The 26,727-nt window shown below is 59.8% G+C and carries 14 protein-coding genes; all 14 read right to left on the reverse strand.

The genetic code is table 11. The annotated features are described in order from the left end of the window. Positions 1–33: 33 nt before the first annotated feature. Positions 34–3,180 carry a BPTD_3080 family restriction endonuclease gene (locus AC5XE7_RS17510; RefSeq protein ID WP_272809188.1) on the reverse strand — a complete coding sequence of 1,049 codons (3,147 nt, stop codon included), beginning with the start codon at positions 3,178–3,180 and terminating at the stop codon, positions 34–36. Continuing rightward, positions 3,180–5,882 (reverse strand): site-specific DNA-methyltransferase, encoded by a 2,703-nt coding sequence (locus AC5XE7_RS17515; protein WP_272809189.1) that lies wholly within the window; start codon positions 5,880–5,882, stop codon positions 3,180–3,182. Before AC5XE7_RS17515 ends, AC5XE7_RS17510 begins: the two co-directional genes overlap by 1 nt. A 29-nt stretch (positions 5,883–5,911) precedes the next feature. Further along, positions 5,912–9,049, reverse strand: coding sequence for a C-terminal helicase domain-containing protein (locus AC5XE7_RS17520; RefSeq protein ID WP_272809190.1), 3,138 nt, complete (start codon positions 9,047–9,049; stop codon positions 5,912–5,914). Then, complete coding sequence (locus AC5XE7_RS17525) at positions 9,046–10,902, reverse strand: phospholipase D family protein (RefSeq protein ID WP_272809191.1); 1,857 nt, start codon at positions 10,900–10,902, stop codon at positions 9,046–9,048. Before AC5XE7_RS17525 ends, AC5XE7_RS17520 begins: the two co-directional genes overlap by 4 nt. After that, positions 10,892–12,058 carry a DUF6361 family protein gene (locus tag AC5XE7_RS17530; protein ID WP_272809192.1) on the reverse strand — a complete coding sequence of 389 codons (1,167 nt, stop codon included), beginning with the start codon at positions 12,056–12,058 and terminating at the stop codon, positions 10,892–10,894. Before AC5XE7_RS17530 ends, AC5XE7_RS17525 begins: the two co-directional genes overlap by 11 nt. Before the next feature lie 115 nt (positions 12,059–12,173). Then, on the reverse strand, positions 12,174–15,566 hold the full coding sequence (locus AC5XE7_RS17535; RefSeq protein WP_272809237.1) for a UvrD-helicase domain-containing protein: 3,393 nt from the start codon (positions 15,564–15,566) through the stop codon (positions 12,174–12,176). Next, positions 15,566–18,220, reverse strand: coding sequence for a PD-(D/E)XK nuclease family protein (locus AC5XE7_RS17540; RefSeq protein ID WP_272809193.1), 2,655 nt, complete (start codon positions 18,218–18,220; stop codon positions 15,566–15,568). The genes AC5XE7_RS17535 and AC5XE7_RS17540 overlap by 1 nt, the downstream gene beginning before the upstream one ends. Positions 18,221–18,393: 173 nt before the next feature. Next, on the reverse strand, positions 18,394–18,837 hold the full coding sequence (locus AC5XE7_RS17545) for a ubiquitination-like system serine protease family protein (RefSeq protein ID WP_003501438.1): 444 nt from the start codon (positions 18,835–18,837) through the stop codon (positions 18,394–18,396). Continuing rightward, the gene (locus AC5XE7_RS17550; RefSeq protein WP_272809194.1) at positions 18,837–20,009 is read right to left on the reverse strand and encodes a ThiF family adenylyltransferase; all 1,173 of its coding nucleotides are present in this window, start codon (positions 20,007–20,009) and stop codon (positions 18,837–18,839) included. The genes AC5XE7_RS17545 and AC5XE7_RS17550 overlap by 1 nt, the downstream gene beginning before the upstream one ends. After that, complete coding sequence (locus AC5XE7_RS17555) at positions 19,984–20,739, reverse strand: multiubiquitin domain-containing protein (RefSeq protein ID WP_272809195.1); 756 nt, start codon at positions 20,737–20,739, stop codon at positions 19,984–19,986. Before AC5XE7_RS17555 ends, AC5XE7_RS17550 begins: the two co-directional genes overlap by 26 nt. Positions 20,740–20,820: 81 nt before the next feature. Then, positions 20,821–24,219, reverse strand: a complete 3,399-nt coding sequence (locus AC5XE7_RS17560; RefSeq protein WP_272809196.1) for a UvrD-helicase domain-containing protein — start codon at positions 24,217–24,219, stop codon at positions 20,821–20,823. Between the two features lies 1 nt (position 24,220). Beyond that, positions 24,221–24,799 (reverse strand): hypothetical protein, encoded by a 579-nt coding sequence (locus tag AC5XE7_RS17565; RefSeq protein ID WP_272809197.1) that lies wholly within the window; start codon positions 24,797–24,799, stop codon positions 24,221–24,223. Continuing rightward, a complete protein-coding gene (locus AC5XE7_RS17570; RefSeq protein WP_443021297.1) occupies positions 24,796–25,632 on the reverse strand; it encodes an RNA polymerase sigma factor in 837 nt (278 codons plus the stop codon). Before AC5XE7_RS17570 ends, AC5XE7_RS17565 begins: the two co-directional genes overlap by 4 nt. Positions 25,633–25,665: 33 nt before the next feature. Continuing rightward, positions 25,666–26,724, reverse strand: a complete 1,059-nt coding sequence (locus AC5XE7_RS17575; RefSeq protein ID WP_272809199.1) for a nucleotidyl transferase AbiEii/AbiGii toxin family protein — start codon at positions 26,722–26,724, stop codon at positions 25,666–25,668. Positions 26,725–26,727 lie beyond the last annotated feature (3 nt).

Raw genomic sequence — 26,727 nt, forward strand, 5'->3', positions numbered from 1 at the left:
CACACGAGAGAACAGGAACCCGACCGCCAGGAGCTATGTCAGCGCGAATGGCCCCTCATCCCAGGAGGCTTCGGTGAAGTCGTTGAGCATGAGACCAAGACGACCGGGATCGGTCGCAAGGAGGTAATGCCATTGGCCATATTGCCCCAGTCGGTTGACGGCATCAGTCCAGCGCTGTGCCGCTTTCGCCTTTGCGTCCGCGCCGTCCGTCATCTGCCCTTTGATCTCGATGACGACATTCTGATCCGTGTCGGTGACGACGATGAAGTCCGGCACATATTTGGCCGGAATTCCACGATTCCGATAGGGAATGAAAAAGCCAAGCCGGTCATTCTTGACCCACCTTTTCACGCCGGGATGACTATCGAGAAGGAAGGCGGCGCTTTGCTCCCATCGCTGCGTGTCGGCGACCATCGCATTCAGATGGCAGTGTGTCACGGGATAGATGGGCTTCGTCGTATGGAAATCGACATAGAGGGTGCTGCCACGCCCGGCTGCACCCTGCGGGACGACAGCGACCTCTGCGTCGGCGGTTGATGAACCCTTCTTGATCGCCTCAAGCAGGGAGCCGATCGCTGCCTGCATATATTCGCCGACCAGCAGAACGTCGCAGGGCTGGCTGCCGCCTTTCCGATCCAGCTTCTCGGCCAGGAAGCGCTTTGCAGCGAAAGCGACCTTTGGAAAGAGATGCTGTGTCGGCACCGCCGCCGCGCCGTTATCGGCCTGCCAGCGCAGGCAGATTTCGCGCGCGAGCCGGAAGGCGACCTGCTGGTCGCGGAACATCGCGCGCCAGTCCTTGAGCGACAGGACCGGCTTTTCGCCCGGACCGTAGGCCGCGAGAGTGCCGTCCGGCGTCGTCAGCGGGGTCAGCTCGACGATCTGCGGAATCCTCATCGGATCGATCGTGACCTTGGCGACCTGGTCCCAATCGATGAAAACCTCAAACTGCCCGGACTGGTGGTAGCCGGTCACGACCGGAAAGGTGATCTCGAACTCGGCCTTCTCGGGCACCGAATAGATATGATTGGGTTCCGGCTGCGGGGGAGTCGGTCCGGCAGGCGCAACCTTGAACGGGATCAACTCGAACGGCACGCCGAAGACCTTGGCGGTCTCCTCGGCGAACATCTGCGTTTCCTCGTTCAGGGCATAGCTCTTGCGGCGCAGCGCCCGGCCGACAACCTGTTCGCAGAGCAACTGCGATCCGAACGGTCGCAGGCCGACAATATGTGTGACGGTGTTGGCGTCCCAGCCCTCGGCCAGCATTGCGACCGACACGATGCAGCGCACATCCCGGCCCGGCGGGATGCGCTCGTCGATCCATTTCAGGGAGCCGTCATTGTCGTCGCTGGCGACCTTGTCGTTGTGTTTGCGGACCAGCTCCGACCATTCTTCCGGCACCTTGCCGCCCGGCCATTCGGCCTTGCCGACCGTATCGAGGATGTAGCGCAAGCGGCGGGTCTCGTCCTTGCTGCCGCCTTCCTCGATGTCCTCGATGACCTTTGAGTCGATGCGGACCGTGACCTCCTGGCCGGGTGAATTCCGAAACCAGGGCGGGGAAACGCCGTAGCCGTCATTGCCGTTCGCAAGCCAGGAATGGACTTCCTTGGCGACGGCCGTGTCGCGGCAGACGACAATGAAGACAGGCGGCACGGGATGTTTGTGCTGCTGCTTCGAGAACTGCTCCCATTCAAGAAAGCGCTCATGCCACTCGGCCGCCAGTAGATTGATCGGCGCGCTGGCATAATTCATGACCAGCTCAGGTGTGAGATTGGTGCCGTAGCCGTCTTCCTTGGCTTTAGCCTGCACCCATCGCCAGATATTGAAATAGGCAGCTTCCTCGGCCCCGGTCACGTCACGGGCGGGCAATTGCGGGATTTTGACAAGGCCGGACTCGATGGCATCGAGAAGGCCGAAGTCGGAAACGATCCACGGGAACGGCTTACCGACCTCATTGCCGGAACCCTGGATATAAAAGGGCGTAGCTGACAGATCGACGCAGAGATTGATCCCCCGCCTGCGGCTGCCGCCGGCAAGGCGGTTTATGCGGTCTAGCCCCTCGATCCAGATTGTCGCCTCGCGCTCATTCTTCTTCGCAAGGTCCTTGTCTTCCTCAAGAGCCTGATCCTCGGCTCCGGCGTCGCCGCGCCGATAGGCGTGATGCGCCTCGTCGTTGAAGATCAGCCAGTGCGGGCTGCGTCCTTTTCCGCTGCCCAGCTCGCGCCGGATGCGCTTGAACCAGGCCGCGTCGGATTCAAAGTATTTGATTTCGACGGATTCGTTTTCCTTGCCTGCGTTTTTCACGACTTCCACAGGCTCTCCGGTCTTCACGACCTTTGCGGAATCGCCGTTGACGGTGTTGGTTTCCTTCTTCGCAAGGCGGTGCCAGTTCGCGATCATGACCTCGCCGCGCCGCAATTCCTCCATGCGGTGCGGCGGCACAAGCTGGCGCGTGCGATAGAGGCTCAGGTCGCCGAGCGCAGGGTCCAGCTCCTGCAAACGCTCGCGGATCGTGACGTTGGGGCAGACGATCAGGATGGTGTCGGAAAACCGATCGTCGCGGGGCGAGGCAGTGCGGTTGAGAATCGACCAGGCCGTCAGCATGCCCATGACGGTGGTCTTCCCGGAGCCGGTCGCCATCTTGCAGGCGTAGCGGATGAAGGCGCGAACGCCGGCGGCCTTCGCCTCCAGGCCGGGTTCGTCCTTTGGAATCTCCGGCAAGCCCTTGTGGTAAACGTCGTTGGCCTCGATGAGGAAGATGATCGTCTCGACGGCCTCAATCTGCGCGAAGAACAGCCGCTGCATCCGGTCGCTGCTGCGCCATAGCTCCAGCAATTCCTTGGTGACGGGCGACGCGCCGTCATAGGCGATACCGCCGGACCGACTGCCTGAACGCCATTCCTTCACCCGATCGCGGATGAGGTTGACGATCTCGAGCTCGATTTCCTCGCCCTTCTCGCTCTCGAAAAGCTCGGCCTGCTTCTTATTCTTCCGTCCGCGCCCGGCGTGTTCCGGCACGCGGTAGAAATAGCTGGCGCGCCGTCGTCCTTCTGCCTTGACTGGCGGCTTCCCGCGTTCAATCTGCCAATGGTATTCCGGCTCGCGGAACGGCGAATTGATGATCGGGGAATCGACCTCCGCGACGGTCAGCGGCGGTTGTTGCTTCTCCTGCGCGGCGGGCATCAGCGGGCTTCCTCCGCGCTTTTGACGACCATCAGCTCATTGCCGCGCTCGTCGATGGCCTTGACCGCGATCCGTTTCTTGTCGCCGAGAACGAACGGCTCGCTGACCGTTCCCGCCAGATGTTCCCAAACAGTGTCGGCGAACTGGCCCTTGAGCGACTTCTGTAAATTGTCCCACGCACTGGTCTTCGGGAAAAACACCTGGGACGCAAGAAACGCCATGCCATTGTAATTGGTGTCGAGCATCCAGCACGGCAGGTTTTCGGCCTTGATCTCGTCCGTCTCCATCGTATCCGGCCGGAAGATGTCGAGCCCTTTGATGACGACGCGGCGCAGCGGCGTCCCGTCATCGCGTTTTCCGGCGGCTTGCAGCTCCACGTCTGGCAGGCCGGTGATGGAGAAAATCTCGCTGGCCTTGCTGGTTTTGAGCAGGTCGGACATGACCACGTCCGGCGTTACAGACACGTAGACCGTCGGAATTTTCAGCTTGTCGAGCATTTCCCGCGCCTTGGCCTGGATCGCGAAGCCGAACAGGAAAAGCTGCTGGAAGCCCTGCTGCAAAGCCTCGGTATGTGCGTTGAAGACATACTCGGAGCCGATCGCGCCGTCTTCTGGTCCGAAGACGAAGGCGATCCGCTTTTCGGTTCCATCCCGCGCCACGCCTTCGGCGTGAAGATACTCGCGGTCGGAAAGCGGGCTAACAGCCTCCAGCTCCAGCGTCACATTCCCCGGCAGACGTAACGTTTTGCTCTGGCGCAGGACTTCGATCATGCGGTCCAGGTAGGAACGGGGGCTACTCGATTGCGGCTGCATGGCCTGATGCGGTGCATCTTCTTCCAAGCTCATCGCGGCTTGGATGGTCGCCTCCACTGTAAACGGACCGCAGACACGGGTGATCTTGTCGTTTGTTTCCGCGCGATCGGGAATAGTTTCGCATTTCGGATCTTCATCATTGGCGATAGATTTCAACGTGATCCGGGGCACGAGACCCCCAGTTTCCTCTCCCTTGTTGTTGCGCTTTCGCTCGTAGACAAAGCCACCTAACGGGCCTGTGGCTGGCTCTTTGAGCCTATACCAAGGGTAGGTGCTGGTCAGCAGCCGTTGTCGTGCAAGGGCAATCGGCACCCGAGAGGTGTCAACCGTGATCCACCGACGGCCCCACTGTTCAGCTACAACGGCAGTCGTGCCGGAACCGCAGGTGATGTCTAGCACGAGATCGCCTGGCTCGGTCGTCATCAACATGCAGCGTTGCACGACCGAAGGATTTGTCTGCACCGTATAAAGTTTTTTTGCTGCGAAGCCGCTAGTCCCGGTATCCGTCCAGACGTTTGACACAGGAAACAAAGGGAAGTCTGATAGATACCGTTTGTACCGCAATGAATTGCCCATCGCCAAAAGGCGATTATTTTCTGCGAGCTTCCGCATGCCATTCGGAGTAGTTTTCCAATGGCAGTTTGCGGGCACCCGAAAAATCTTGCCATTGAAATCAAATGGTTCGGTATTGCCGGACGTCCCCTGTGCCGACATGTCGCCATGCGTAAGGATGCGAAAGTCGCCAGAAATTTTGCTTGGGTCTGCCTGTTCCTCGGCGGTCATAGAACGAAAAACTGAGCCATCCAAAGACTCAACGTAGGTGTATTGCGTTGCGCCTTCTTCGCCCAATTCTTTTTGCAGGTATATCTGCTGATACTTTACGCTCTTGATGTCTTTCGCATACCAAAGGAGATAGTCAGCAACATTTGAAAGAAGTTTGGGGCTAAATCCGCTTGTTTTATTGAATGCGATAATGGAGCAAAAATTAGCCGCTCCAAAGACCTCATCCAATACTTCGCGCACATGATGCAGGTTGTCGTCGGAAATCTGGACAAAGACAGAGCCGGCTTCTGTCAGCAACTCGCGCGTTAGCGTCAGCCGGTCGCGTAAGTATGTAAGGTAAGAGTGAAGACCCAGCTCCCACGTGTCCCGATAAGCCTTTACCATCTCGGGTTCACGGATCATTTGATTGTCCGGTCCATGCTTCACGTCCCGTTGGCGCACGAACGGCTGGAAATTCGAACCGTACTTCACGCCATAAGGCGGGTCGAAATAGATCATCTGAACCTGGCCGCCCATGCCCTCATATTCAAGCAGGGAGTTCATGACCTGCAAGGAATCGCCGAGGACGAGGCGGTTGGTCCACGGCCCTTTGTGCTCGTAGGCGTCGAGCTTGTCGGCCACGTCGAGGTCGATATCGCCGAACAGGTCAAGATTGGTGCCGAGCGCCTTGTGCGATTTGAGGGTTTCGAGAATGGCCTGCGTCGAATGACGCTCATGCACGAATAGCGGCAGCGTTGGCACCGTCACCTGCTGCCGTTCGGCCTTGCCGGTCCAGTTGAGGAACGGTTTGGTCAGGCTGCGCAGCCGCGCCGCGCATTGCGAAAGGGACGTGAACCGTTCCTCGGTGCCCTGCCAGACCTGCGGTTCAGCAAAGACGGCGGCCTCGCCCTTCTCGGCGGCATCGGCAACCAGCGTCAAAAGCCATTCAGCGAAGGCACGATCAGCGTTTTCATCCCATGAGAGTTCGGGCGCAAGGCTGGAATCGTAGCGGTAGGTCCTGGGCGCTTTCTTACTCGAAAACTGCGCTTCAACGCCGACATCGGGGCGCTGCACTGACTCCTGTTTATGCTTGTATATCGATGTGCCCGAAAGATTATCCTGCACCATCCGAAAACTACCCTCCTGCCCCAAAATTCTTACTGCTGCCCTTGCTGCGCATCGTGCAGCTTGCTGTCGATATTCAAATCAGTTTTTGGCCTGAGTGATATTTGCAGATCAGCCAGCTCCGCGACAACCTCAGATTCAAATCTCGTAAATAGCTGAACCAACTCTTCCTGTCGTGGCTGACCGAATGCCAATCGATAGGTCGCCAAAGATTTCTTTAAATTTCCGTAGCGCTCAACTTCTCTGCTGAACGGGGGGATAAGAACTACGCGCTCGATTTTTTCGTCACCGGGGTATAGCCAGTAAGGCACGATGTCACCAGGGCGGCTCTGTGAGATCTCCTGCTGCCGAGCGGCCTCGAACATGCTTTCCCATGGTGCGATACAATCATCGCCACGGAGCGCAAAATCACCAAGCTTGGCAGCGATATTGCGCCGGACAGCGTGGTTCTTGAAGCGATGAACCCGCCCTTCGCGCTGTTCTATGTCAACCGGATTTCGGGGCAGATTCCAGTGCACGATACGTGCACAATAGGGATGGAAGTCCAAACCTTCCTGGCCAATCGAGGTTGTCGCCAGTACAAATGGACGAAAAGGCGACTTGAAGGCGGCTTGCACGAGCGTCGTACGGCGAACCCCCTTTTCGTCCTCCGCTTTTGTCGCAAATCGCATCGCAAAACGCGCCCGCACCTCGAAGGTCTTATCGTGCAAGCGCGAGCGCCCTGCCGTCCAGTGATCCAGCGTTATTTGAGCTGGCCTCAATGCGACGACTTCTACGACCTTGTTGGCGATGAGAGCCGCGCGTTGTCGCGCGTCCAGTTCGGCAGCATGCTCAGCGTCGACCACGAGCTGGAGGTATTCGTCCAAAACAGCGGTCAGATCGTGTCTCGCGGCATGCGCATTGACCTGGCGCCAGTAGTTCAGGGGCGATGTTTCTCCCAACAACGCCCTGGTTTCCGGCTGATTATACAGGCTCCGAAATCCGAGCGCGATCGCCATCGCTGCCCCGACAAGGGCAGGATCGTTCAGAGGTAGCTCTGGGCATAGACGGCCCAGCGCGCGAAGTGCGCAGGTTGCAGGGGACCCGAGGGCAAATTCTGCGAGCTTGTCGTAGGTATCCTTGACGTCTGCATCGTCGAGATGATCTTCGCCTTCGAGTGCGTTTCCTATTATCTCGATGGTGCGCGCCATTGCCCCGTGTTCATCATGACCTTCATGCTCGATCGCACCGAGCCTTCCCCAGTCCACGCCGCTCCCCAATTTTTCCTCAAGTGTGAGCGGCAGAAGCCGATCGGATCTCTCGGTCAGACGTGTTAGATGCTTTGCGTCGATACGCTCGGTTAACACTTCGACCACTTGGAGATGCAGCTCATCATAGCTTGGCGCATGTCCATACCGGCGCTCCAATGCCAAGGGGTCGATCCACGCCGCCAGGGTAGGGGAAGGGCAGAGCATTGGCATCATCTCCTCGATGCCAATGGGACGGCTGGTGCGGCTGACGAGGTCGGCCGTCATTCCCATGCGCCGACTTGCTTCATGCGAAAGAAGGGCGGCGACCGCGTCAGGCACCATCGACCAATCCGAAAATATGAGCGACTTGGTTGCCGGGATCTGCTCGCCGAATGTTGGCCGAGACGGCGGAATCCACAACGCGCGATCAAGCTGATGCTGGAAGGTCGTATCCGCCATAACCCGCATTCGTGCGTTACGAAGCGGAATCTCCCCATAGCCCTCGACCTGCTCCTTGCTGATGAGGAACGGAGCGGCAGCCTTGATTGCGTGGCGAAGTTCTTTAGATGGCCGGAGCTTCACCGTCTGTAGTTTCTGCCGGAGCTTGTAGTCACGCATGAAATTGAGAAGGTACGGCGCCGACTTCCAATACTCCACTACGCCCGGCGCACCGACGAGCGCTGCTACCTGAGCAATCACCTTCGCCTCCTTAAGATCCTCTGTTTCGATCGTCAGCTGCGGCTTGCTCTCCCTGACCAGCGCATTGCGATCATCGCTGGAATCAACGCGCTCGGTTCGGGCAATGACCTCACTCAAAATGTGTTGAACGCGATCACGCGTGACGCGGGCATCAAATCTTGTCTCCGGCATTGCCTGCAATGCCCGGCGAAAACGAGTCAGCTCGTGCTCCAGCTCCTTGATCCGCGCATCGCCATCTTCTGCGCCAAAGAGGAAGCGCATGGTTCGCAGGAAATCACTGTAGTGATCGCCATCTTCTGGATCGTCGCTATTCAAGGTCAGCATGCGGTATGGTGTTGCTGACAGGAGCAGCAACCGAGCTTTCGAGCCGTCGCCGCCAGAGTAGGAAAAGAGCGCCCGCGCGAGCTCCGCCGCGGCTGCCTTTTCTGGAGCCAACTGTGCATCGTGTTCGTGCAACAGGTCGGCGAACCGCTGAAATTCGTCAAGAATGATCAAATCGGGGGTCAACGCATCGACACAGATACGTGCCAGGATCCGCCGCAATTCCCCTATGATGGAAGCTGGCCGCTGATCGACGGGATAGTTTGGATTTTTCTTACTCCTCGCCAACTCCGCGGCTGCGCGAATCCGCTGGATGAATTCATCTCCAACAGCCGCGTTGAAATTCTTCGAGATCTCCTCGGAAATTTTCTGCGTGCGTATCCAGTCAGTCCAGCCAGGCCAGTTTTCTGCCTCCACGCCTCCGCGGAAGACGCGCTGCACGCCGCCGTGTCTGATGCCGAGCCTCTTTCTCAGCATCTCGTAAATCAGGACTCGTTCTTTTGCGGTACCTAATGATGACTTCAGATCGAGTGCTGTTCCTGGGGTGAGGCTGATAAGGTTCACGGGCTGTGAGGCAATCCCGCCCTCCTGCTCGATTTCGAGCGGTAGCAAAGTAAGGCGGGTATTGAGAGGTTTTGTCGCCGAGCCAATAACGTTGAGCGACTTGATGTTCTGCTCGGCAATCGCCTGGTTGGAGCATATGTAGACGACGTCGATACGGTCGACCTTGCCGGTCAACTCTTGGATTGCTTTAGCAATGACTCCCCGCGCCACCATGGTCTTTCCAAGGCCCACCTCGTCGGCAACGAGAAACTGCGCCGTGGTCTGCGCATCGGTGAATAGACGCCGAAACACGTAATTGACTGTGGCCCGCTGAAAAGGTTTGAGGAGCTTTAGATGCTCTTCTGCTTGATAAGTCATTTTCGGGCTCCTTTGATGGCTACGAGCGGCGCGAAGCTGGCCCACAACTGAAGAAAATCCTCGGGGACTATGCTTTTGCCACCGTCATCTAGGCGCTTGATGAGGTGATCGATCTCGGCGAGCTCACCACCACCGAGGGTGAGGGCTCGCACCATCGGCTCCAGCAACGCGTTGCCACCTTGACCGAGCCTTCGAAGCCATTGGCCCTCACCGGCAGTTTCGCTTTCGAGGAAGCTGCCTTCACCCAAACTCCCGAGAAGCAAGCTCAGATAGCGGAAGAAGTTCTCGACATTGGCAATATGTGCTCGCAGGACGGCAGCATCCCGGCCATCGGGCAGACCGATGAGACGGGCGCCCAAAGTGAACGCAACCTCTACGCCTGTACCCTCATCGCGGAGCCTCATTACAAGCCAGCGTGTAACGTCGCTCAAAGAGACGCTGCTTACAGCCATTCTCGGCGCCGTGCCGCAGAGCAAAGGCGCCGCGTCATATCCCCGTTCATTCGCAACCGTAATGGGGCGAACGAAACATCTCACTCCCGCCGGTATCTCGATCGGCGAAGTCTTGCCGGATAGCACCAGTTCGAGCCCAATGGCGTCGGGAAGTTGGGTACAGTGTAGGTCGAGCGGCAGCGCCGCGATCCTGGTGCGCAAAATTTCGAGCACTTTCTCAGCGGCTGCAGCGGCATCCTGCCCGGGCGGCTCAGATGGCACATAGGGCGTCAGAAGTCGTTGAAATTCGTCCGAGAAAAGCGTTTCGGCAATTGAACCCATGCGGCTTTTGGGGCCGTCCAAGGTTGCCATGATTTCTACGTTTTGGGTACGACCGCCGCGGCCGGGGATCAGCGCAGCGCTCGTTGCGTTGGCGGAGCCAAGATGGACATGAAGACGTGATCCCCGCTCCACCACGTAGGCCTTGGCATGAAGGCCCTCAAGATCGGCAGAATCTATCTCGTCACGATCTTCTTCCTCGTAACGAGTCGCTCGGTCATCGAGGGTCCGTATGTCAAAAAGCTCGCGAATCTCAGGCTTGATGCAATCCAGTTCCTCGGCCCGTGCCACGAGTTGACAGGCTGTCGGCTCCTCGTAGTCTTTGGCCAGGTGCGCGAGCGCGGCACTGCTTACGAAAGGTGAGAGAACGGCGAGGCGCTCGCCCTTTTGCGGAGACCAGGCGCCAGGTTTCAAACCATTCACTGCGAAGGTGACTTTGGTGGCGCCAGCGGGGAGATCATCCCAGAAGCAGTGCTCGAGATCGCGCGCGAGCGACGGAAGAAATTTGGGTGCCGGCGGGCGATTTGCCGAATTCGCCAATCCCGGAAGCGCGCGAAGAAGCTGCACGACAGGCTCGTTCGCATCGTTGATATTGTCGCCAACCTTCCCGTCGAGGCAAAGAGCCAGGTCCCAGGATCGATCATTCGTGAGGTTCCGTGACAAAATGGCGAGCCGCATGCGCGTGGGCTGTCCCTCTTGTTCCGGTTGGAAACGGATGCACCACAGCTTCGGATGGAATGCACCGCCCTCCGGCGCCGAAACCTCGATTATCGTCTTCTCGTAAAGCGCCATCAGCCGTGCTGCATTCGGGCGCGCCTCCTTGATGCGGCCCCGATCACAGTAGATGGCCATTCTGCCGGCCATCCGTTCGACGCTTTGCAGCAGGGCCAGCGGGCTCCGCAACATCTCGTCACGGTTCTCGGCGTCTCGAAAAACGATGGCGATTGGAATGGTGAGCGCCGTCTCGAAGTCAAGCGAGTAGGTTGTCGCTGCGGCATTGTCGAACCGATATTGATCGGGCGCGCGCACCAGAGACGTGTAAAGTTCGCGATTTTCAGGGTTGAACACGGGTTCAGCCGGCATCGGCGAGCTCCCCGAGGTAGCTTCTTGAAATACCCCATCTGAAATCGAGACGGGCGTCGCCAGAAGCACCTGACCATCTCTCTAGTGGCGCATCGTGCAGCAGGCGGGCCTTTAACCGCTTCAGGCCGTGTTCTCGGTGCTTTAGAAGCTCGATCGCTGCACTGTCTGTCTCCAATTGGACCGAGCCATCCCGCGCCATGGATGCCCAGCTGCGGATAAAATCACGAGACGACTTCGTCAAATTGTGGCTGGTCTTGCCAATAAGGCTAAAAAGATCGTCGAGATCCCACTCATTCAAGCTCAGATGCCTGAGCTCTGCCCTCCAGGCTTCAAGTCGCGACCGGTAATGCTCCACCAGGGCTGGAGCATCTGCATGCTTTTTGGCATTCGGTCGCGCAGCGGCGCGGAGCGCCAGCAGAAGATTGTAAAACAGACTGGCGCCATACATCACGCCCGAGAATCTTTCGGCGTGACGCAACATCGCACGATTGGATTTCGAGATGCTGCCTTCGTCCACCTGCCACGGCCAAGCCTGAGAATAAGTCTCACCCGTGCGCGCCAGTTCATTCAGCAGTGTTGGCTTTGCATTGCCGGCAATGCGATCTCGCAGGAAATCCGCTTCTTCTAGTGTCAGCGCAAACGTTGCCGAATCAAACAGATTGCCGGGCGCTTTAGGTAGGCTTGGCGCCCATAGTTTCAGATCGTGATCCTTCAGGCTTTCGGGACCATAGGAGAGGAAAGTCGCTTGGGACCCTGCCAGGGTGCGTATGCCAAGGGTGTTGAGACCTGCCCAATAGACGCTTGAGGCGAGCCGCTTGAGGTTTCGGCCGGCATCTCGGCCGATCACGCCGATCGTTTCCTCGCCCCGAAGCAGAGCTTCGCTCAACCGGAATTCCAGGTCCCGAGCAATATTCGTCCGCTCCGCTTGTGTCGCCTTGCGACTTTGCGCCTCAAGGTAGATCCAAGGAATAAAAAGCATATAGCGTAGCCGCGTCTGGATTGTGCTGGTGCCTGGAAAAAGGAGATCGGCAAGACCATCGCGCACTGTTCCCAAACCTAATTCGTCGCGAGCTTCAGGTTGTTTGAAGAGATCGATCAGCGTTTGTGCGCGTCGCCGCTCCTCGGGGTCGAAATCAATCCAAGCAAGATAGGACATACAAATTCCGTCTAGGGCGCTGAGTGGAACAGACGGCTCGTTCCTGCCGCGGAAGTGGTCACGGTTTTGAACTGGCCTGATGAAAAGTCGGCACGTTGTGAAGGGCCCCCCGCAATCAGGATGGAGGGGAGGGAACATTTGGCCTGACCGCGATCACCGTCGCACTCGTCATCAGGACGATCAGCCCCTGTTCTGCTCCCGTCATTTCGAGATACGCACGGACCTGCGCCCGATAATGGTCAAGCGTTTTGGGATCGGCATTTACATCGCTCTTCCAATCGATGACCACAGCTGGCGTCTCCCCTGGACCAACCGTCAGCGCATCGGCTATGCCCGCCGTTGCGACCAGCTCAGCGTCTTTCTCGCGAAGCGCGTAAACGGGGAACTCGGCAGACAGCGCCGGCCGGAGGGCTGCGATTTCGGGCAGCCTTAAAGTCCGTCCAACGCAACCAGCCAGCTCCTCGGGGGAGAGCCCGGCAGTTGGGTCGGCGACCGGAACTACGCCAAGCGCACGGACGAGCTCCCCGGCTCGCGCAGAGAGCGCCGCGTGCGAGTCGCCGGTTTCGCCGTTCAGGACTTCTTCCATGAGCTTGTGAAGGACGAGCCCGCGCTCACGGCCACCCTGCACGGTGGAGGAAGCTACGAGCTCCGGCGGTGTATTATCATCCGAACCGGTCCAGATATCGGCTTGCTCTTCCTGCAAGACCGTTCCGGCTGCATTCTCGTCACGGCTCGGAGCAAGCCATTTCAGTAGGATCTGCTGATCCGTGATTGCGCTGGCCTCAGCGGCGAAGCTCTCACGCGTCTGACTGTTGCTGTGGCCGTGAGCTACCACGACTGGATCTGGTGGTAAATGCGATACGTCCAGCGCGGCGAGGTCCGCGAGTGACAGATCTACAAGACCAATCCAGGCAGACTTCGAAGGGGCTACGTCCAGGCGTGGCAGGATCAGCAGCTCACGGGCACGGGTCGCAGCGACATACCAGAGACGGACACGTTCTCGGTCCAATTCCGCCTTCTCGGCTTGCCGCGCTGTGTCATAGCCAGAGGGAGGGACACCGAGAACAGGGCAGTAGAAAGTGTCGTTCTGCCGGTCAATCACCGCGCTGTCAGGTGCCATTACGCCGGTCATAGTGTTGATGGGGATAACGACCGGCCATTCGAGACCTTTGGCAGCATGCATGGTGAACAGCGCGACGGCTTCCTCTTGCGCGTCGGGTCGACCCTCGACCGCCCGGGCCTCGTCAGTCCAGGCCGCCGTCATCGCCTCGGAGAAGGCGCGTAGGCCGCGCACCGCATAACTGCTCGAGAGGCTGAGATATAGGTCCACATTGGCGAGCGCCCGCTCGGCCTGACCCCGATGTCGATCGAGCAGAATGGGACGCAAGCGCAGGACATCCACGGCTTGCGACAGCAGTTGGTGCGGCGTGGTGCTGTTGCCGCGCCGCTGGAGTGCCTGCAGCTTTTCAATGACGTCGCGCGCTAGCGGATGACTGATTGCCGCCGGGTCGACGCCAAGGTCGAGGCGGGGGATTCGGTCAGGTTCCTCCTCGGACCGGGGGAGAGCCCAGACCACGTCCAGGAACTCTTCTTCGCTGAGCCCGACCAGCGGGCCGCGCAGCAGCGCCCCCAGCGCCAGAGTGTCACGGCGATCGGCCAGCGCACGGGTCAGTGCGATAAGATCCTGCACCTCCTGCCGGCGGAAAAGGCCCTTGCCGGCTTGCGTTGCCACCGGAATGCCGCGCCGTTCAAGGGCTTCCTCATAACGCCACAAATCCGCGCCGGTCGGCGCGAGAAGAGCGATGTCACCCGGTTGACAGGGGCGTTCCGCGCCGGCTTTCCGATCCAGAACGGGATGGCTACCGATTAAGCGAGCACACAGCTCAGCCACAGCGTCGGCTTCGGCATCGCGTTGCTGTTCGGCGCTGGCTTTGCCATTCTCGTCGGCGACGGCGATGTCGAGCGCGGCAACACAGACGCCGCCGCGGTCGTCATGGAAGGGATCGAGTGCGGTGAAGCCGGGCTGTCCGTCCGCTGACAGGATCGCCTCGAAGCGCTCGTTGACGAATGTGAGGATCGAGGCGCAGGACCGGAAATTGGTCGAGATCGACACAAGACCGTCCGCATCCTGCACCGAAAAGGCCGTCCGCGCCTGGACATAGGCGCCGACGTCGGCGCCGCGGAAACGGTAGATCGCCTGTTTGGGATCTCCGACGAGGAAGAGCGCCCCAGGCCGGATTCGAAAGCTGACCCAATCTCGTGGATCCTCCGCCGGGTCACCGCAGAGCCGCCAGAAGATTTCCGCCTGAAGCGGATCGGTATCCTGGAACTCGTCGACGAGGACCTTCGCGTACCGTTGCCCGAGCGCCCGTCGCACGGCCTCATGGTCACGCAGCAGATCCCGTGCGGCGTAGATCAGGTCGTCGAAATCGAGCTGGGCGCTAGCGCGCTTGTGCTCTCGATACCGGTCCAACATCAGCCGTGCTTCATCGATCAGCGCTGCGAGCACCTGGCCAGACGCCGACTGAAGGAGGGCGGTCCACGCAGCGCAGCAGGCGTCAAAGAAGTCTTCTGCGGCATCGTTCAACCGGTCGGCGTCGGCTTTGGAAAGCCCCGCCTGTTTTGCCGCCGCCGCCCATTTGCCCTTCTTGCGATAGGAGGAGAAGTCGCCAGCCTTGGTGCACAAGTCGGGATGTGGGCGCGAGACCAGCAGCCCGACTAAGCCGGCAGGCGTTTCCGCGTTCAACACGGCGGGCAAGCGCGCAGCCATTTCGGAAAAGCGTGCCGCATAGACCTCCGTCTCCGGCTCACGGACGCTGGCGGTCTGCATGAAGGCGGAGAGATCATCAGCCGCCTGCCGAAACGCTTCCAAATGGTCCGCAAGCGGTATCACCGCCGGAGCGACGAGGCTCCTGCGCCGGCGCAGCGCTTCGGCGACCCTGTGCATCAGGGCCACGGTCTCGCCAGGGCTGTGCAGAACCATTTCGGCGAGGATGCCATCATGGTCGCCGGACAACCTCTCTCGAAGCCAGCCATCCACTATTTCAAGAAAGGTGAGGTCGGCCTGGTTGCGGTCCATGACCGTGGCACCCGGATCGATATCAGCCTCTGCCGGATAGGGCTTGATCAAACGCTGACAGAACCCATGGATTGTCGAACAGGTGATCTCGTCGATCGCGGCGCTCGCTGCGATGAGATTGTCACGCTGCATCTGCGACAGACCGCTTGGAAGCCCCACCCGAAGTTCGGGTGCAATGTGGCCCACCGCAAGATCGCTGACGAACTCCCGAACACGGGAAAGGAGCTCGCTCGCCGCGAGCTCAGTGAAGGTGACGGCGGCAATCGCGCGAGGTGCAACACCCTGTGCCAACATCACAGCGATGCGGCCGGCCATAACCGCTGTCTTGCCAGAACCTGCTCCTGCCTCGACGAGGATGGAACGCTCGTGGCCGCTGATGGCATCGCGCCGGGCACTGTCATCCTTGAGGATTCTTTGCATGATGGTCATCATTCCGCCTCCCACACCTGAGCGACTTCGCCAAGCCGCTCGCTCGCGGCGGGTTGCTTGCGTTTGCAGTATGTTGCGTTGGCATTGGCCGGCAGGGCGAATGCGAGGTCGTCGTAGTCACCGCCCGTGTCCGGACCCGGCAATGCGGCGCCACTTGCAAGCGCGCTACGCGCAGCCCGCAGGAACTGCGTGATCTCAGCCAGCATGGCTTCCGGATCATCCAGCCGAACTTCGAGCGGTTCGCGCGGATAAAGTAACGACGCGCTAATCGCGACCTGGTCGCCCAACAACGCCTTCACGGCGAAGGCGTAGAGGCAGCGTTGCAGCTCACGCCCGCCATTCAGTCGAATTTCGCCTTTAGGAGGCTTGCCAGTCTTGTAATCGCGAACGAGCGCCCGGCTTCCGTCGCCGGCAATGTCGAGCCGATCGATATAGCCCGCGATCTGAAAGCCCGTATTCGGGATAAGGACAGGCAAGCTCGCATTCCAGGGAAGCACCGCCGTCGACTTCGGCTCGGCCCCTCCGAAGGGAACTTCGCTATAGGAGCGGCTTGCTGGTAGATGTTCGTCGCCGTAAGAGAGGGCCCGCGCCGCCAGAAGGCGCACGTCGCTGAGTGTTCGCTCCCAGATAACTTTAGGAGGAACCGGGCGTTCACTTTCCCAATCAATTGCGGCCGCATCCGCAGCCTCCGCCACGGCTCTCTCGATCGCGGACGCATCTGCGGAGGACAGACCGCCGGCCGCTTCGAGGGTCCGCAAAGCGCGATCCAATACCAGGTGGATCAGATCGCCTGCTGCGAGGGCATCGAGCACAAGAGGCTCGGCGCTGCTCTGCGGTGCGCGCCAGCCGAAGGCGTAGCGCCAGAGGAAACCAATTGGGCCGCGCAGCAGCGTCTTCAGCGAACTGGCCGACTGCGTTCGCGCAAGGATCGTGAGAATGAGCGGATGATCAGGTCGCACGAGGCCGTCATGGGACGTGATGTCAGGCGAGCGCCAGTCGCGCCAGCAACTGCGGGCAGCGATCGCTTGGGCAACCGCTGCGAACTCTTGCGGTCGCGCCATTAATCGATCGGTTTCGCTAAATGCGTGCTCGGGAATGGCGTTGCGACGCAGGTACGTTTCGTCGCCATGGGCAGCAAACAACGGACTGCGCCCGAGCAGACGACCGTCGCTGTCGCGACGGGCGCGAGAGAGGACGACCTCGCCCGACGTAGTCGCGATAATTGTTTCAAAATCCCTGCGATCTGCGAGGCTGACCGGAAGCGGGTCGAGCTCGGCGGTCGGAATGATGTGGTCGGGAATCAGCCGGTCCTCGGCAATCCCGCGCGGCCAACGAGAGGAGTTGAGACCGATCAGCCGAACGAAGCGCCGGGGTGAGGCCGCGAGCGCGCTTGCTGGCATCCAGACAACCGACACGCAAGCCTCAAGCCCGTCATCCTGCTTTAGCGCCTCGAGCGTGACATCGACAGATTCGGCAGGCCCGGCGAGCAGCGCCTTGCGCCAGATGGCCAATGACCGACCTTTAAGGAAGGCATTGCCTATCTCCTGAGCAGCGGCGGGTCCTTTTGCCAATATGTCAATCGCCTTGCGCAGCGTTGGTGCGTGATCCTTAGCATCGGGCCAGTCTGCTGGCTTGAGGCGCAAGAGCAGTCGGTTCCAGGCGGCAGATGTCGACAAGGGTGCATCGTTCGGCAGAACGCGCAGCCAACCGTCGGGAAGCATCGTCAACGGTGCCGATTCTCGGCACAGCGTGGCAAGGCGGCGCAGACGGGATTGTGAGAGCCCGCGCACAACGATGTCGGCAAGTGCGGCAGCCGCCTGGCCTTCTCGTGTCGCGACCGCCCGCATACCATGGACGAAATGCAGATCGAAATTGGCGTCGGCGCGCAGCGCTAGGAAATGATCGTCATAATCCGCCGGCGAAGCCGTGGCGATTGCGATTTCAGACGGTGAGATGCCAGAGCCAAGCAAGGTGCGAGCCCAGCGCATGGCCTCTATGGCTTCGTGATACGCGGTCGCGCCGCTGACAGACCGAACCGCCGGCGCTTCAGCCTTGCCCCGCACAACGGCGACGCCGCTCTCGGTTAGCCAGCTCGGGACCGACCGGGGACCGGCCGTCCACTGAACCGGAAGGCGCTCGGCCAGTTGCTTGATCAGCGGACGCCAACATGGAGAAAGCTCTGTCAATCCGACAATCTCGATCTTCCCGAAAATCGCGGGTGCATGGGCGATGCGGCTACGTGCTGCCGCGACGATGTCGACCGGGCGCATCATTCCGGCAGGCAGTTGCGCCAGGACTGCGGTTTCCAGCCGGGAGATTGCTGACAGCCGCGGATGATCACTCGCCCGAGCGGCCAGATCGATGCCGGCGCGCCAAGCCTTGTGCAGTGTGTCCGCCGCTGCCCCGATCATGCCCGGCAGCATCTTGATGCTTTCCAACTCCCCCATTGGCGTACTGGGGAGAACTGCTTGGATCGCCGTGCGCAGGCTTTCCTCATCGATCGGCCGCGCGAATCCCCCGGCAAGCCGCACCGCAGCTTGCTCAAAGGACATAATCTGAAGGCCGTGGCAGGCGCCGCGGGCCGCAGCGAGGCGGGCTTCGCGCATAGCGAGGCGACCATGAACGACGAGTGTTGACCGGCTCGAGTTGGTCATACTGCTTTCCTTACTGGGCTGATCCTCGCCGAGGCGTGGTTCACGACCTACGTGCTTACGGACGCACGACTCTCTCGAAGTTGAGTGCGCTGCATCTTTTCTATGAGGTATTAGTGATGTTTCGAAAGTACACTTCCGCGCGAAATGCTTGCGCGGAAATGTAACTCACAAGTTTATTTTGCAGGGCGTCCCGAGATCCATGCCCAGAGGCGCTGCCAGAGACTGTGCTGTACTTTCACCGGAGCGGGCTGAACGGCAGGCGCGACCTTTGGCGGCTGCCCATAGAAGCGGGCCTTGGCCGCGCGATCGCGACGTCGCTCGGCTTCGACCTGCTCCTCACTCCAAGGACCGGCTTCGATCACCTTGCCCCGGTCGATCACATAGTGCGACCGGCACTTCAGCGTCCAATTACCGATCGACGGTCGAAGCGAGACTGTCTCGCCGTCGAACGTCATCTTCCAGTCCGTCGGCGTGAAAGGCGTGACGACCTCCTCGCCGCAGCCGCAGCAGCAGCTATGGGCCGATGTCGCATATTCGATCGAAACATAGAGCACGCCTGGCTCCAGGCGCTCAGGGATGTGTTCGATGAAACGATGGTCGAGTCGCTGGTGCCGCATCACGCAAAGTCTCCGTTGATCAGCATGTTGCCGTCGGTGGTGTAGGTGCAGTGATGCTCGCGCTCGAGGTCGCGATAGAACCCGCGAATCTTCTTCCATTTCACGACCGCGAGAACGGCATTCAAGGCGTTGAGATCGGCGACCTGGATGTTGGATGCGTAGATATCCTTGGCGCCGCCGCCAACGAAGGAGATGCGCTGCCGCGCGTGATCTCGCTTTTCCGGCGTGCTGGCGGTGACCCGCAGGATGCCGCCGAGCGACCCATCATCGAGCTCAAGCCCCATCCCGACATCGATGAACGCGGCTCCGATCGCCTCGAGCTTCTCCACGATCAACCGTTTCGCCTCTCCAGCATCGAGAGAGAGGAATGCAAAGGTGACGCCGTCGAGAACGTGGAGATTGTCGGCGCTCAGCGCGGCGTCGTGCGCCGCGACGTTGCGGTGCATCCGGCTGTAGATGCGCTTCAAGTATTCGACCTTCTTGGGTGCTTCCCGCAGTTCCTCCAGGCTCGGAGCACCCGGTGCGCGGAACGCGTTATGGGTCAGGAACTCGTCGCTATCGAACAGATGGATTTCCCGAACCGGCGTCTTTGCGACGAGATCGAGAACATAGCCGCCGGTGCCGCCGAGCCCGATGATGGCGATCTTTTCATTGACGAGCCGCTCTGTCAGCATGCCGATACCCACGCGGTCGGAGGCTGTTTCGACGTAGTTGAAGACACTCTCTTCCTCCTGCTCGGGCTCACGGAAAGTGTGAGCTGTCACGCCGGGCTTCAGCACAGCCGCCGGGCCCGCGATTATGTTCGCGTAGCTCGTCATCTTGTGGTGGTAGTCCGTATAGCCACCTTCCGGCTTGCTGGAGAAGCTGTGCGTCGCCTTCAAGCCGTGACCAAGGTCGAAGGCGCCGTTGGCGTGCGAAATCCCCTGAATTCGTGCGCCATTGGCGTGGCATGGGAAATCACCGTCCCAGTGGACGACATGTGTGTCAGGCGTGCGCGTCTGATCTCCGGCCAGCGTAAGGCTGGAGATCAAGGTGCCGGTGCGCACTTGCCGGCGTTCATCGACATAAGGAATCTCGCGCATGACGAGATAGCCGCCCCGCTGCTGGACGAAGTAGCCTTCGTCCATCAGGCGCTTGAGGTCAGGATTACGATTGAACAGTGCGCGTGACATTGAACACGGTCCCCTTCTTCTTGACATCGACAGAGCCGCCGGCCCCGAGTTCTCCGGCATGCGGCGCAGATGCCGCATGCCGGTAGGTCATCGAGAAGACGACGTTCGGCGGGTGCTGGCCCGGAAAGGCGAGCTGGACGATCTGCTCGAACGTCACCGTCCGCTCGTCCACCGTGCGGAGGCGCGAGTTGACGATGATCTCAAAGGTAATTGGCGGCTTCGGAGCGGTGATGAAACGCTCGATGCCGGCGCCGGTCAGATCGAGCAGTTCGTTGTGTTCGATCAGACGATCTTCACCGCCTTGAACTTCGAGGAAGACCGCCTCGTTATCACCCGGCTTGGCCAGGCCATAGAGGACCGCGCCGCTGATAACGGGCTTGCCCCAGCGCAGTTCGTCGTCATTGAGGATCAGCTTGAAGTCGCGGTCCGTCTCAAAAGCAATGAAACGTTCAGCTCCGCGTTCGCGCAGATCGAAGGGCTCGTTCAAGCGCACGTCCTCGAAATCGCCCGAGGGCAAAATCGCAAAAAGACTGTAACCCTGCCGAGGGTCGAGGGCGGCAGCTTCGAGCAACTGACGTCCGAGCGGCAAGGGATCGGTCACCTGACGGTGCTGAAAATTGAGATCGCCCTCAGCGAGGAGGAAGCGATAAACCCGCGCCGGACGAAGCGGCCGGCCTTCGCGCAGCGCATCGCCGACATCGTCAAATTCAAGAAGTTCTTGTGTACTCATAGATTGGTTCCTTAGATTTGCGCCGTGGCGACGCCGCGGCTCTAAAGATCCAATCGGAGCGAGATTGGCCGACCGGTAAGGTCAGGCAAACTTTTTTTTCAAGGGGCCTTCGGGGGTCGGTCCACAAATGAAGAAAGCTGGGCAGTTCGGGCAGGTGAATGGTGAAACGTCAGCCGGGAAACGGCCGGCGCGAATGTCGACAAGAAACTTTGCAAGCTTGTCCTTGCGCCCTGTTAACTCGCGATCCGACAATGAGAGCGAACGCGCTTCGCCATCGGAGAGATGAACCAGTTCAGCGACGGCGCCGGGGAAGGCCTGCTTGACCGCGAGGATCAGCGCCGCAGCGCCGACGTCCTTGCTCTCCGCAGATCGCATGTGACCTGTGCCGACGCGCCGCACGGCGCGAACACCGTCGGGTCGAACCAGCACCTCATCCGGTTGGACGAGTATTTCCTCACCTTCAATTGTGAGGCTGACCGCTGCGGAAGGCTCCGCGACGGCTCCTGCGCGGCTGGACAGGAAGAAGCGCAGCATCGCCATGGCCAGGTCGAGGAATTCGGCGCGATAGCCGTGATCTGAGAGCCCTTGGCTGGCAAACGCTGCTTCAGCACGATTTTGGAGGTCCTGCTCGGAAGGTGACAGATCGGCTGCAATCATCGCCCCGACGACTGAGCGAACTGCCTCATGCAAGTGCATAAAGGCGGTAGCGGTTCGACGGCCGCCGACCTGGAGGATGTGCGTGTAAAGAAAGCGGCGAGGGCATGATTCATAAAGTGCGATTTGCGGTCCACTGAAGCGAAGCCGTCCGTCGATGATCAATTCGACACCTCGCGCTTCGGCCGCCAGCGGAAGTGGCCGCGTCGGCACGATCGAGCTGCGCGTCAACGCCCCAAGACGATCGAGGAATGGCGAGAGCGGCCGATTGTGACCGTTGCTCTTCTGTGTCGGCGCATAGAGGACCAGGCGATCGCGAGCGCGCGAGAGCGCAACATAGAAAAGGCACTCCTGTTCCTCGGCCTGGCCCGCTCGGAATGCTTCCAGTACGCTGCCTTCAGAACCTGTGATCATGCCCGGGGGCGCCGGACAGGGCGGGGCAGGGGGCGTGCGTGGAATCGTATCGCTGTTGAGACCCAGGATATGCACGCCTTCGAACTCCAGGCCTTTGGCGCCGTGAATAGTCATCAGCCGCACACCATCAAGATGTTGAGCTGCTGCTGGCAACTGACGCAGGTCACGGTCGTCGCCGAGGCGCACAAGCCTGCGCACGCGATCAAGCAGGCGCGTGATAGGTAGTCCGCGCCCCGACGGCTGTACTCGCACGAAGTTGAGAAACTGCCAGATAGCAATTCCCCGGGTTCGATCGCCGAGGTCCAGCGATGTCCCGAGACGCGCCGCAATCTGCGTGCGATCGAGGAGCAGTGTTGAGAGGACAGTCCAGGGCGAGGCGGCTTCGTCGAAGGCTGCGAGAGCAACTGAGAGCTTGCCGAGTGCCTCGCGTCCAGCCACACTCACGCCTGGGATTAAATCGACGTGCTGAAGCCAACTTGCCGGAGCGGGATCTGTGGTTCGCAGATGCTCGAAAACTTCGGCGACGTCTGCGAAAGACATCGCGAAATCCGGCCAACAGGCGACTCGTACCAAACCCATGGCGCGCCGGTCAACGAGGATCGATAGGATTGCCAGAAGATCCTTGACCTCACTTCGTTCAAACAGGCTTCCCAGGAATAGGACCGGCACGCCGAGCCGTTCGAGATCTTGACCGATCCTCGACAGCTTTTCGTTTCCGGTGCATAAAACCGCCTGATTGCGATAGGCGTGGCCCGCGCGGCGGAGTTCCTCGATCGCGTCCGCTAAAGCGACCTGCTGCTCTTCGGCACGCTTGACCGTGCGCAACTCTGGCCCACGCCCATTGCGGTCCCGCTCTGCTTCGAGACCACTATCGGCGTCACCTGCTCGCATCGTGACAGCAAAGTTGGAAAAACTGTTGACGATCTCTGACGCCGAACGATAGTTGCGCTTCAAACGCCCGCGCTTGCCGCCGGCAAAGTCTTCCTTGCCGAAGCGAGTCATGTTGAAGGATGAGGCTCCACGGAAGCGATAGATGGACTGCTTGGCGTCGCCGACCACCCAAAGATTGCGACCGTCAGGTCGTATTGCGCTTAACAATCTCACACTGCTGCGGTTCACGTCCTGATATTCATCGACTAGGACATGATCGTATTGTGCCTGGAGTGTTTCGCGAATGGCCGCATCCTTTTCAAGCAGTTGCACCGGCAGCGCGACAAGGTCACCGAAGTCGATGCAATGCGCGTTGCGCTTGAGCTGCTCATAGGTCGCGTAGACACGAGCCACCTCGACGGCACGCTCTGCCGCTTCGCGGGCCTCGGTGTCAGTTGCCTTCGTTAGCATGGCGCCAGCGAGCGCGGCGTAACTGTTGGCGTCGACCACCTCATCCTTTGCTCTGGATATAGCAACCAGCATGTCGGAGATGATTTGTGTGGGATCATACAGGTTACGATAATGAGCCAGCCTCAGACGCGGAAACTCCTCTTCTAGGAGCTCAACTGCCTCAGTACGATCCATCATCCGTGGATCTTTTTGTAAGCCGAGCTCCGCATAGAACCGGCGGATGATATCGAGGCCAAAGGCGTGAAACGTGCCGATCCACATTGCGGCCGCTGCGTCGGGCCTCTTGCGTGCGATCCTTTCGGCCATTTCACCCGCTGCCTTGTTCGAGAACGTCAGAAGCAGGATGCGCCTTGGATCGACACCGTCTGCGAGGAGGCCTTCAACGCGTGCGACTAACGTCTGGGTTTTGCCAGTGCCTGGACCTGCTTCAAGCAGGTAGGCCCCTCCGCGATGCCCCGCCGCCGTTGCTTGCAAGGGATTCAAGGGCCGTTCCTCATGCGCTGCCGTCGGCTTGGTCGGGAAGGGCGGCAACAAGAGGGCATCAAGCAGCTGTTGCGCCACGACCTCGAACGGCGCACCGAGCTTCTCGGCAATCTCAGAAGCAGAAAGCCCTCCAGCTACGTGGAGTTGTCGGGCGACACTACGAGGAAGCAGCAGCTCTCTCGCGAACAGATCCATCTGGACTTCGCGCCGTTGCTTGCGCCCATAGTCGACAACCCGATCAATACCGACCGGTGATGGTTCGGCGGCGCGGGCGGGGTCGATCGTCGGCGCAGACTCATCGTCCGGATCGTCGCCAAGCTCGACATGCCCGATCTCGTGCGCAACAAGGAAGGCTTTCTCGAATAGAGAGCCGACATTCTCATGAAGGATCAGATCGTCGGCGGCTATGAAGGTCGCGCGACCGCCGTTGAGCATAGCTGCACCCGCCGCAGTCGGCTCAACGTCAATCCCCCGCCGCGTGGCCTCGGCGACGACGAATTCATATGGTGCCCAAGGATTAGCGCCGAATTCGACAAGGTGAGCGTGAAGCTCGGCGGCGACTTGCCTGGCAAGCTCCACGCTGTCCATATCAGTCCGTCTCCCCCAAAAGCCGGGTTCGCTTCTCAACGGGAATGCCGGCGTCGATCAACACCTTTTCGAAAGTGACCTGTTCACCCGTGGTTGGCTTTCCGTCAGCCTTGTAGCTACGAGCCGCAGCCAGTGGGGTGGCTCCCCAAGACAACTCCAGCTGGGCGACGGAGCAGCGCATTGCGATCGCCAGATTTTCAAGAAAACGGCGAGGGATACTGAGAAACGACACGCGCCGTTCACGCAGTGCCGTGACGACCTGGCGCGGGATGTCCAGTTGGTGAGCGACAGTGCGCCAGTCAGCGGCTGTGAGAGCCGCAAAAGGATCTGGAATTGCCTCGGGCAGAGCCCTCGCATGTTGCGACCAGGCGGCATCAATCAGCGCCTGATCCGCAGCGGAAGGGGGCGCGGCCTCTTCCGAGGTCTCGCGGCTGAGTTCGCGCGAGAGATCGACGAGTTCTGCGGCGTATTCTGGGTAAAGACGCAGGTAGCGTTCGAGGGTCGAGCGATCGGGCTCGCTTTCGACTGCGAATGCGTCGAGCACGGCTTCGCGGGATGGGCGTTCGCCGGCGGGACTCATTGCTTTTCACCGTCGGCCAGAGCCACCCGCAACGCTGCAAACGCTTTGTCGCGATAAGTTCGGATCGTTTTTTCGGAACGACCTAGGGCCTTGGCGATGGTCATGACGTCTGGCTCCTTAGAATCTATTGGGAAGCCCTGTTTCAGCATATGTATGATCCTGATTTGTTCTGGCGGTAAACCTTCAATCGCCGCATCCAAACGCGACCGGTAAGACGGATCGTCAAAATCCGATGCGGCGAAAGGATCATGGGCTCCGGCCGCTGCCTCGACCTCTGCTGACAGTTCACCACTCTCCTCGTCATATTCGAGAGGCTTGGATCTGTTCTCGTCGCGCCAAGCCTGTTCCTGAGCATCGCGTCGCAAGCTCGCCACAGCGCCATCGAATCGCACCTCGAAATAATCGAGTTTGTCGACGTATGATGCTCGGTCTGCGGATAGAATTTCTACAAACCGGCTGAAGACTTTGTCACGCACCACGCTGCGCGTCAGCGATTCAGTCTTGCCGTCGGAGTTCTCCGGTTTGGGCACGCTACGGAGCACCCGCTCCATAAGTATACGATAAAGGCGCTCGAACCATGTTTCGTTATTGTCGTGACGACTAGCGCGGATGAAATATACGAGGCACTCGCTGGGTACATATCCCGGCTCGGAGCGCTTCGTAATTGCAGCTCTGCCGATTAACTCGTCGCGTGGCAGCGCGGCCAACTCGGCGATGAGTGTTTCCACCCTCCTGTCGCGCTCATAAAGCTCGCCAGTAAGTCGTCGCTTGCGCAGCGGAGCTACAACCGTGTTGCCGTTACGATGCGCTTCCGGCTCCGGTTTCGCCCCCACTACTCCCTCCAACCTCTTCATAGCCCCGTCCGCTTAGTCTGCGTTCTTGTTCAAACTCGCCTCAAGCGAAGCGATGCTGTCGATCACGGCTTCGAACCCCTGCGGGTCGCCGAAGATCATGCCCTGCATAGCCCGGTAATCAATGCGGAGCTGTTCGATCATCGCGTCGTGCGGCGCAAGTGCGAAGGAGCCAGGAACAGCGCTGGCGAGATCGAAGTCGGGCCGATTGAAGAACATGCGGGCGTGCGCGACGCAATCTTCACCGAGCGCTCTATCTTTGATGGCCGCTGCTCCTACCGGTGTCGCGACGAGCCGATGCAGATCGTAGTAGTGTCGCGAAACCCGTTGGCCACCGCCCTTTAGTTCACCGCGCTTGTCGAACCACCGCCGCAGCCCGTGGACAATGACGACCTTGTCCCAAAAGGTTCGTTCAGGATCGACAGTCCGCACGGCTGGCACCGTCAGGTCAAGCGCCGGAAGATCGTCATCGACATAGGGTTTAATCGGCACTTCGCTATTGGGATCAAGCGCAGACTTTGCACCTGACTCAATCTTGATGGCCGCCCTCACATACTCCGACCGTGGTGTCGCTGCCGGATACCAGATCAACAAGGTCTGGCCATCGGGATCGGTGTCGTCGGCTTCGATCCTCGCGTTTGAGGGATCAGCGCCGGCGGCCTTGAGGCGGTCCGCAAGAATTTTCGTCAATTCGTCGCGCAGGGGTCCGTTAATGTAGGCTTTGCAGGCATCCTTGATCGCCTCGAGACGTGCTTTGCGTTTCTTTCCACTGAGCTCCTCAAGTTCCTCGATGGTCGCCGGCTCGCCAATGTCATCTCTAAATACCGTGACATCTATGTCTTCGGAGAACCGGCTGATTAGACCGAATCCCTTGGATAATGAGGTTCCGCCTTTGAAGAGGAGGCGAGGACCACTGTCGTTTAATCCGTTGAATAAGACATCTAGGGTCCAACAGACCCAAAAGTCTTTTTCTATGTTCTGGGCGGCCGTGCCGAGCCGCTGCGCCGTCGTATCGAAGGCGCTCAACATCGCAGCTTCTCCAGCTGCAAGGACCTCGTCATAAGCTGGATTCATTTC

This window comes from Aquamicrobium sp. YD-1-mutant5 (genome assembly GCF_059509755.1).

Coding starts and splice junctions, on each gene's coding strand:
- AC5XE7_RS17510 (WP_272809188.1), bottom strand. CDS start 3,180: ATGCCCGCCGCGCAGGAGAAGCAACAACCGCCGCTGACCGTCGCGGAG.
- AC5XE7_RS17515 (WP_272809189.1), bottom strand. CDS start 5,882: ATGGTGCAGGATAATCTTTCGGGCACATCGATATACAAGCATAAACAG.
- AC5XE7_RS17520 (WP_272809190.1), bottom strand. CDS start 9,049: ATGACTTATCAAGCAGAAGAGCATCTAAAGCTCCTCAAACCTTTTCAG.
- AC5XE7_RS17525 (WP_272809191.1), bottom strand. CDS start 10,902: ATGCCGGCTGAACCCGTGTTCAACCCTGAAAATCGCGAACTTTACACG.
- AC5XE7_RS17530 (WP_272809192.1), bottom strand. CDS start 12,058: ATGTCCTATCTTGCTTGGATTGATTTCGACCCCGAGGAGCGGCGACGC.
- AC5XE7_RS17535 (WP_272809237.1), bottom strand. CDS start 15,566: ATGACCATCATGCAAAGAATCCTCAAGGATGACAGTGCCCGGCGCGAT.
- AC5XE7_RS17540 (WP_272809193.1), bottom strand. CDS start 18,220: ATGACCAACTCGAGCCGGTCAACACTCGTCGTTCATGGTCGCCTCGCT.
- AC5XE7_RS17545 (WP_003501438.1), bottom strand. CDS start 18,837: ATGCGGCACCAGCGACTCGACCATCGTTTCATCGAACACATCCCTGAG.
- AC5XE7_RS17550 (WP_272809194.1), bottom strand. CDS start 20,009: ATGTCACGCGCACTGTTCAATCGTAATCCTGACCTCAAGCGCCTGATG.
- AC5XE7_RS17555 (WP_272809195.1), bottom strand. CDS start 20,739: ATGAGTACACAAGAACTTCTTGAATTTGACGATGTCGGCGATGCGCTG.
- AC5XE7_RS17560 (WP_272809196.1), bottom strand. CDS start 24,219: ATGGACAGCGTGGAGCTTGCCAGGCAAGTCGCCGCCGAGCTTCACGCT.
- AC5XE7_RS17565 (WP_272809197.1), bottom strand. CDS start 24,799: ATGAGTCCCGCCGGCGAACGCCCATCCCGCGAAGCCGTGCTCGACGCA.
- AC5XE7_RS17575 (WP_272809199.1), bottom strand. CDS start 26,724: ATGAATCCAGCTTATGACGAGGTCCTTGCAGCTGGAGAAGCTGCGATG.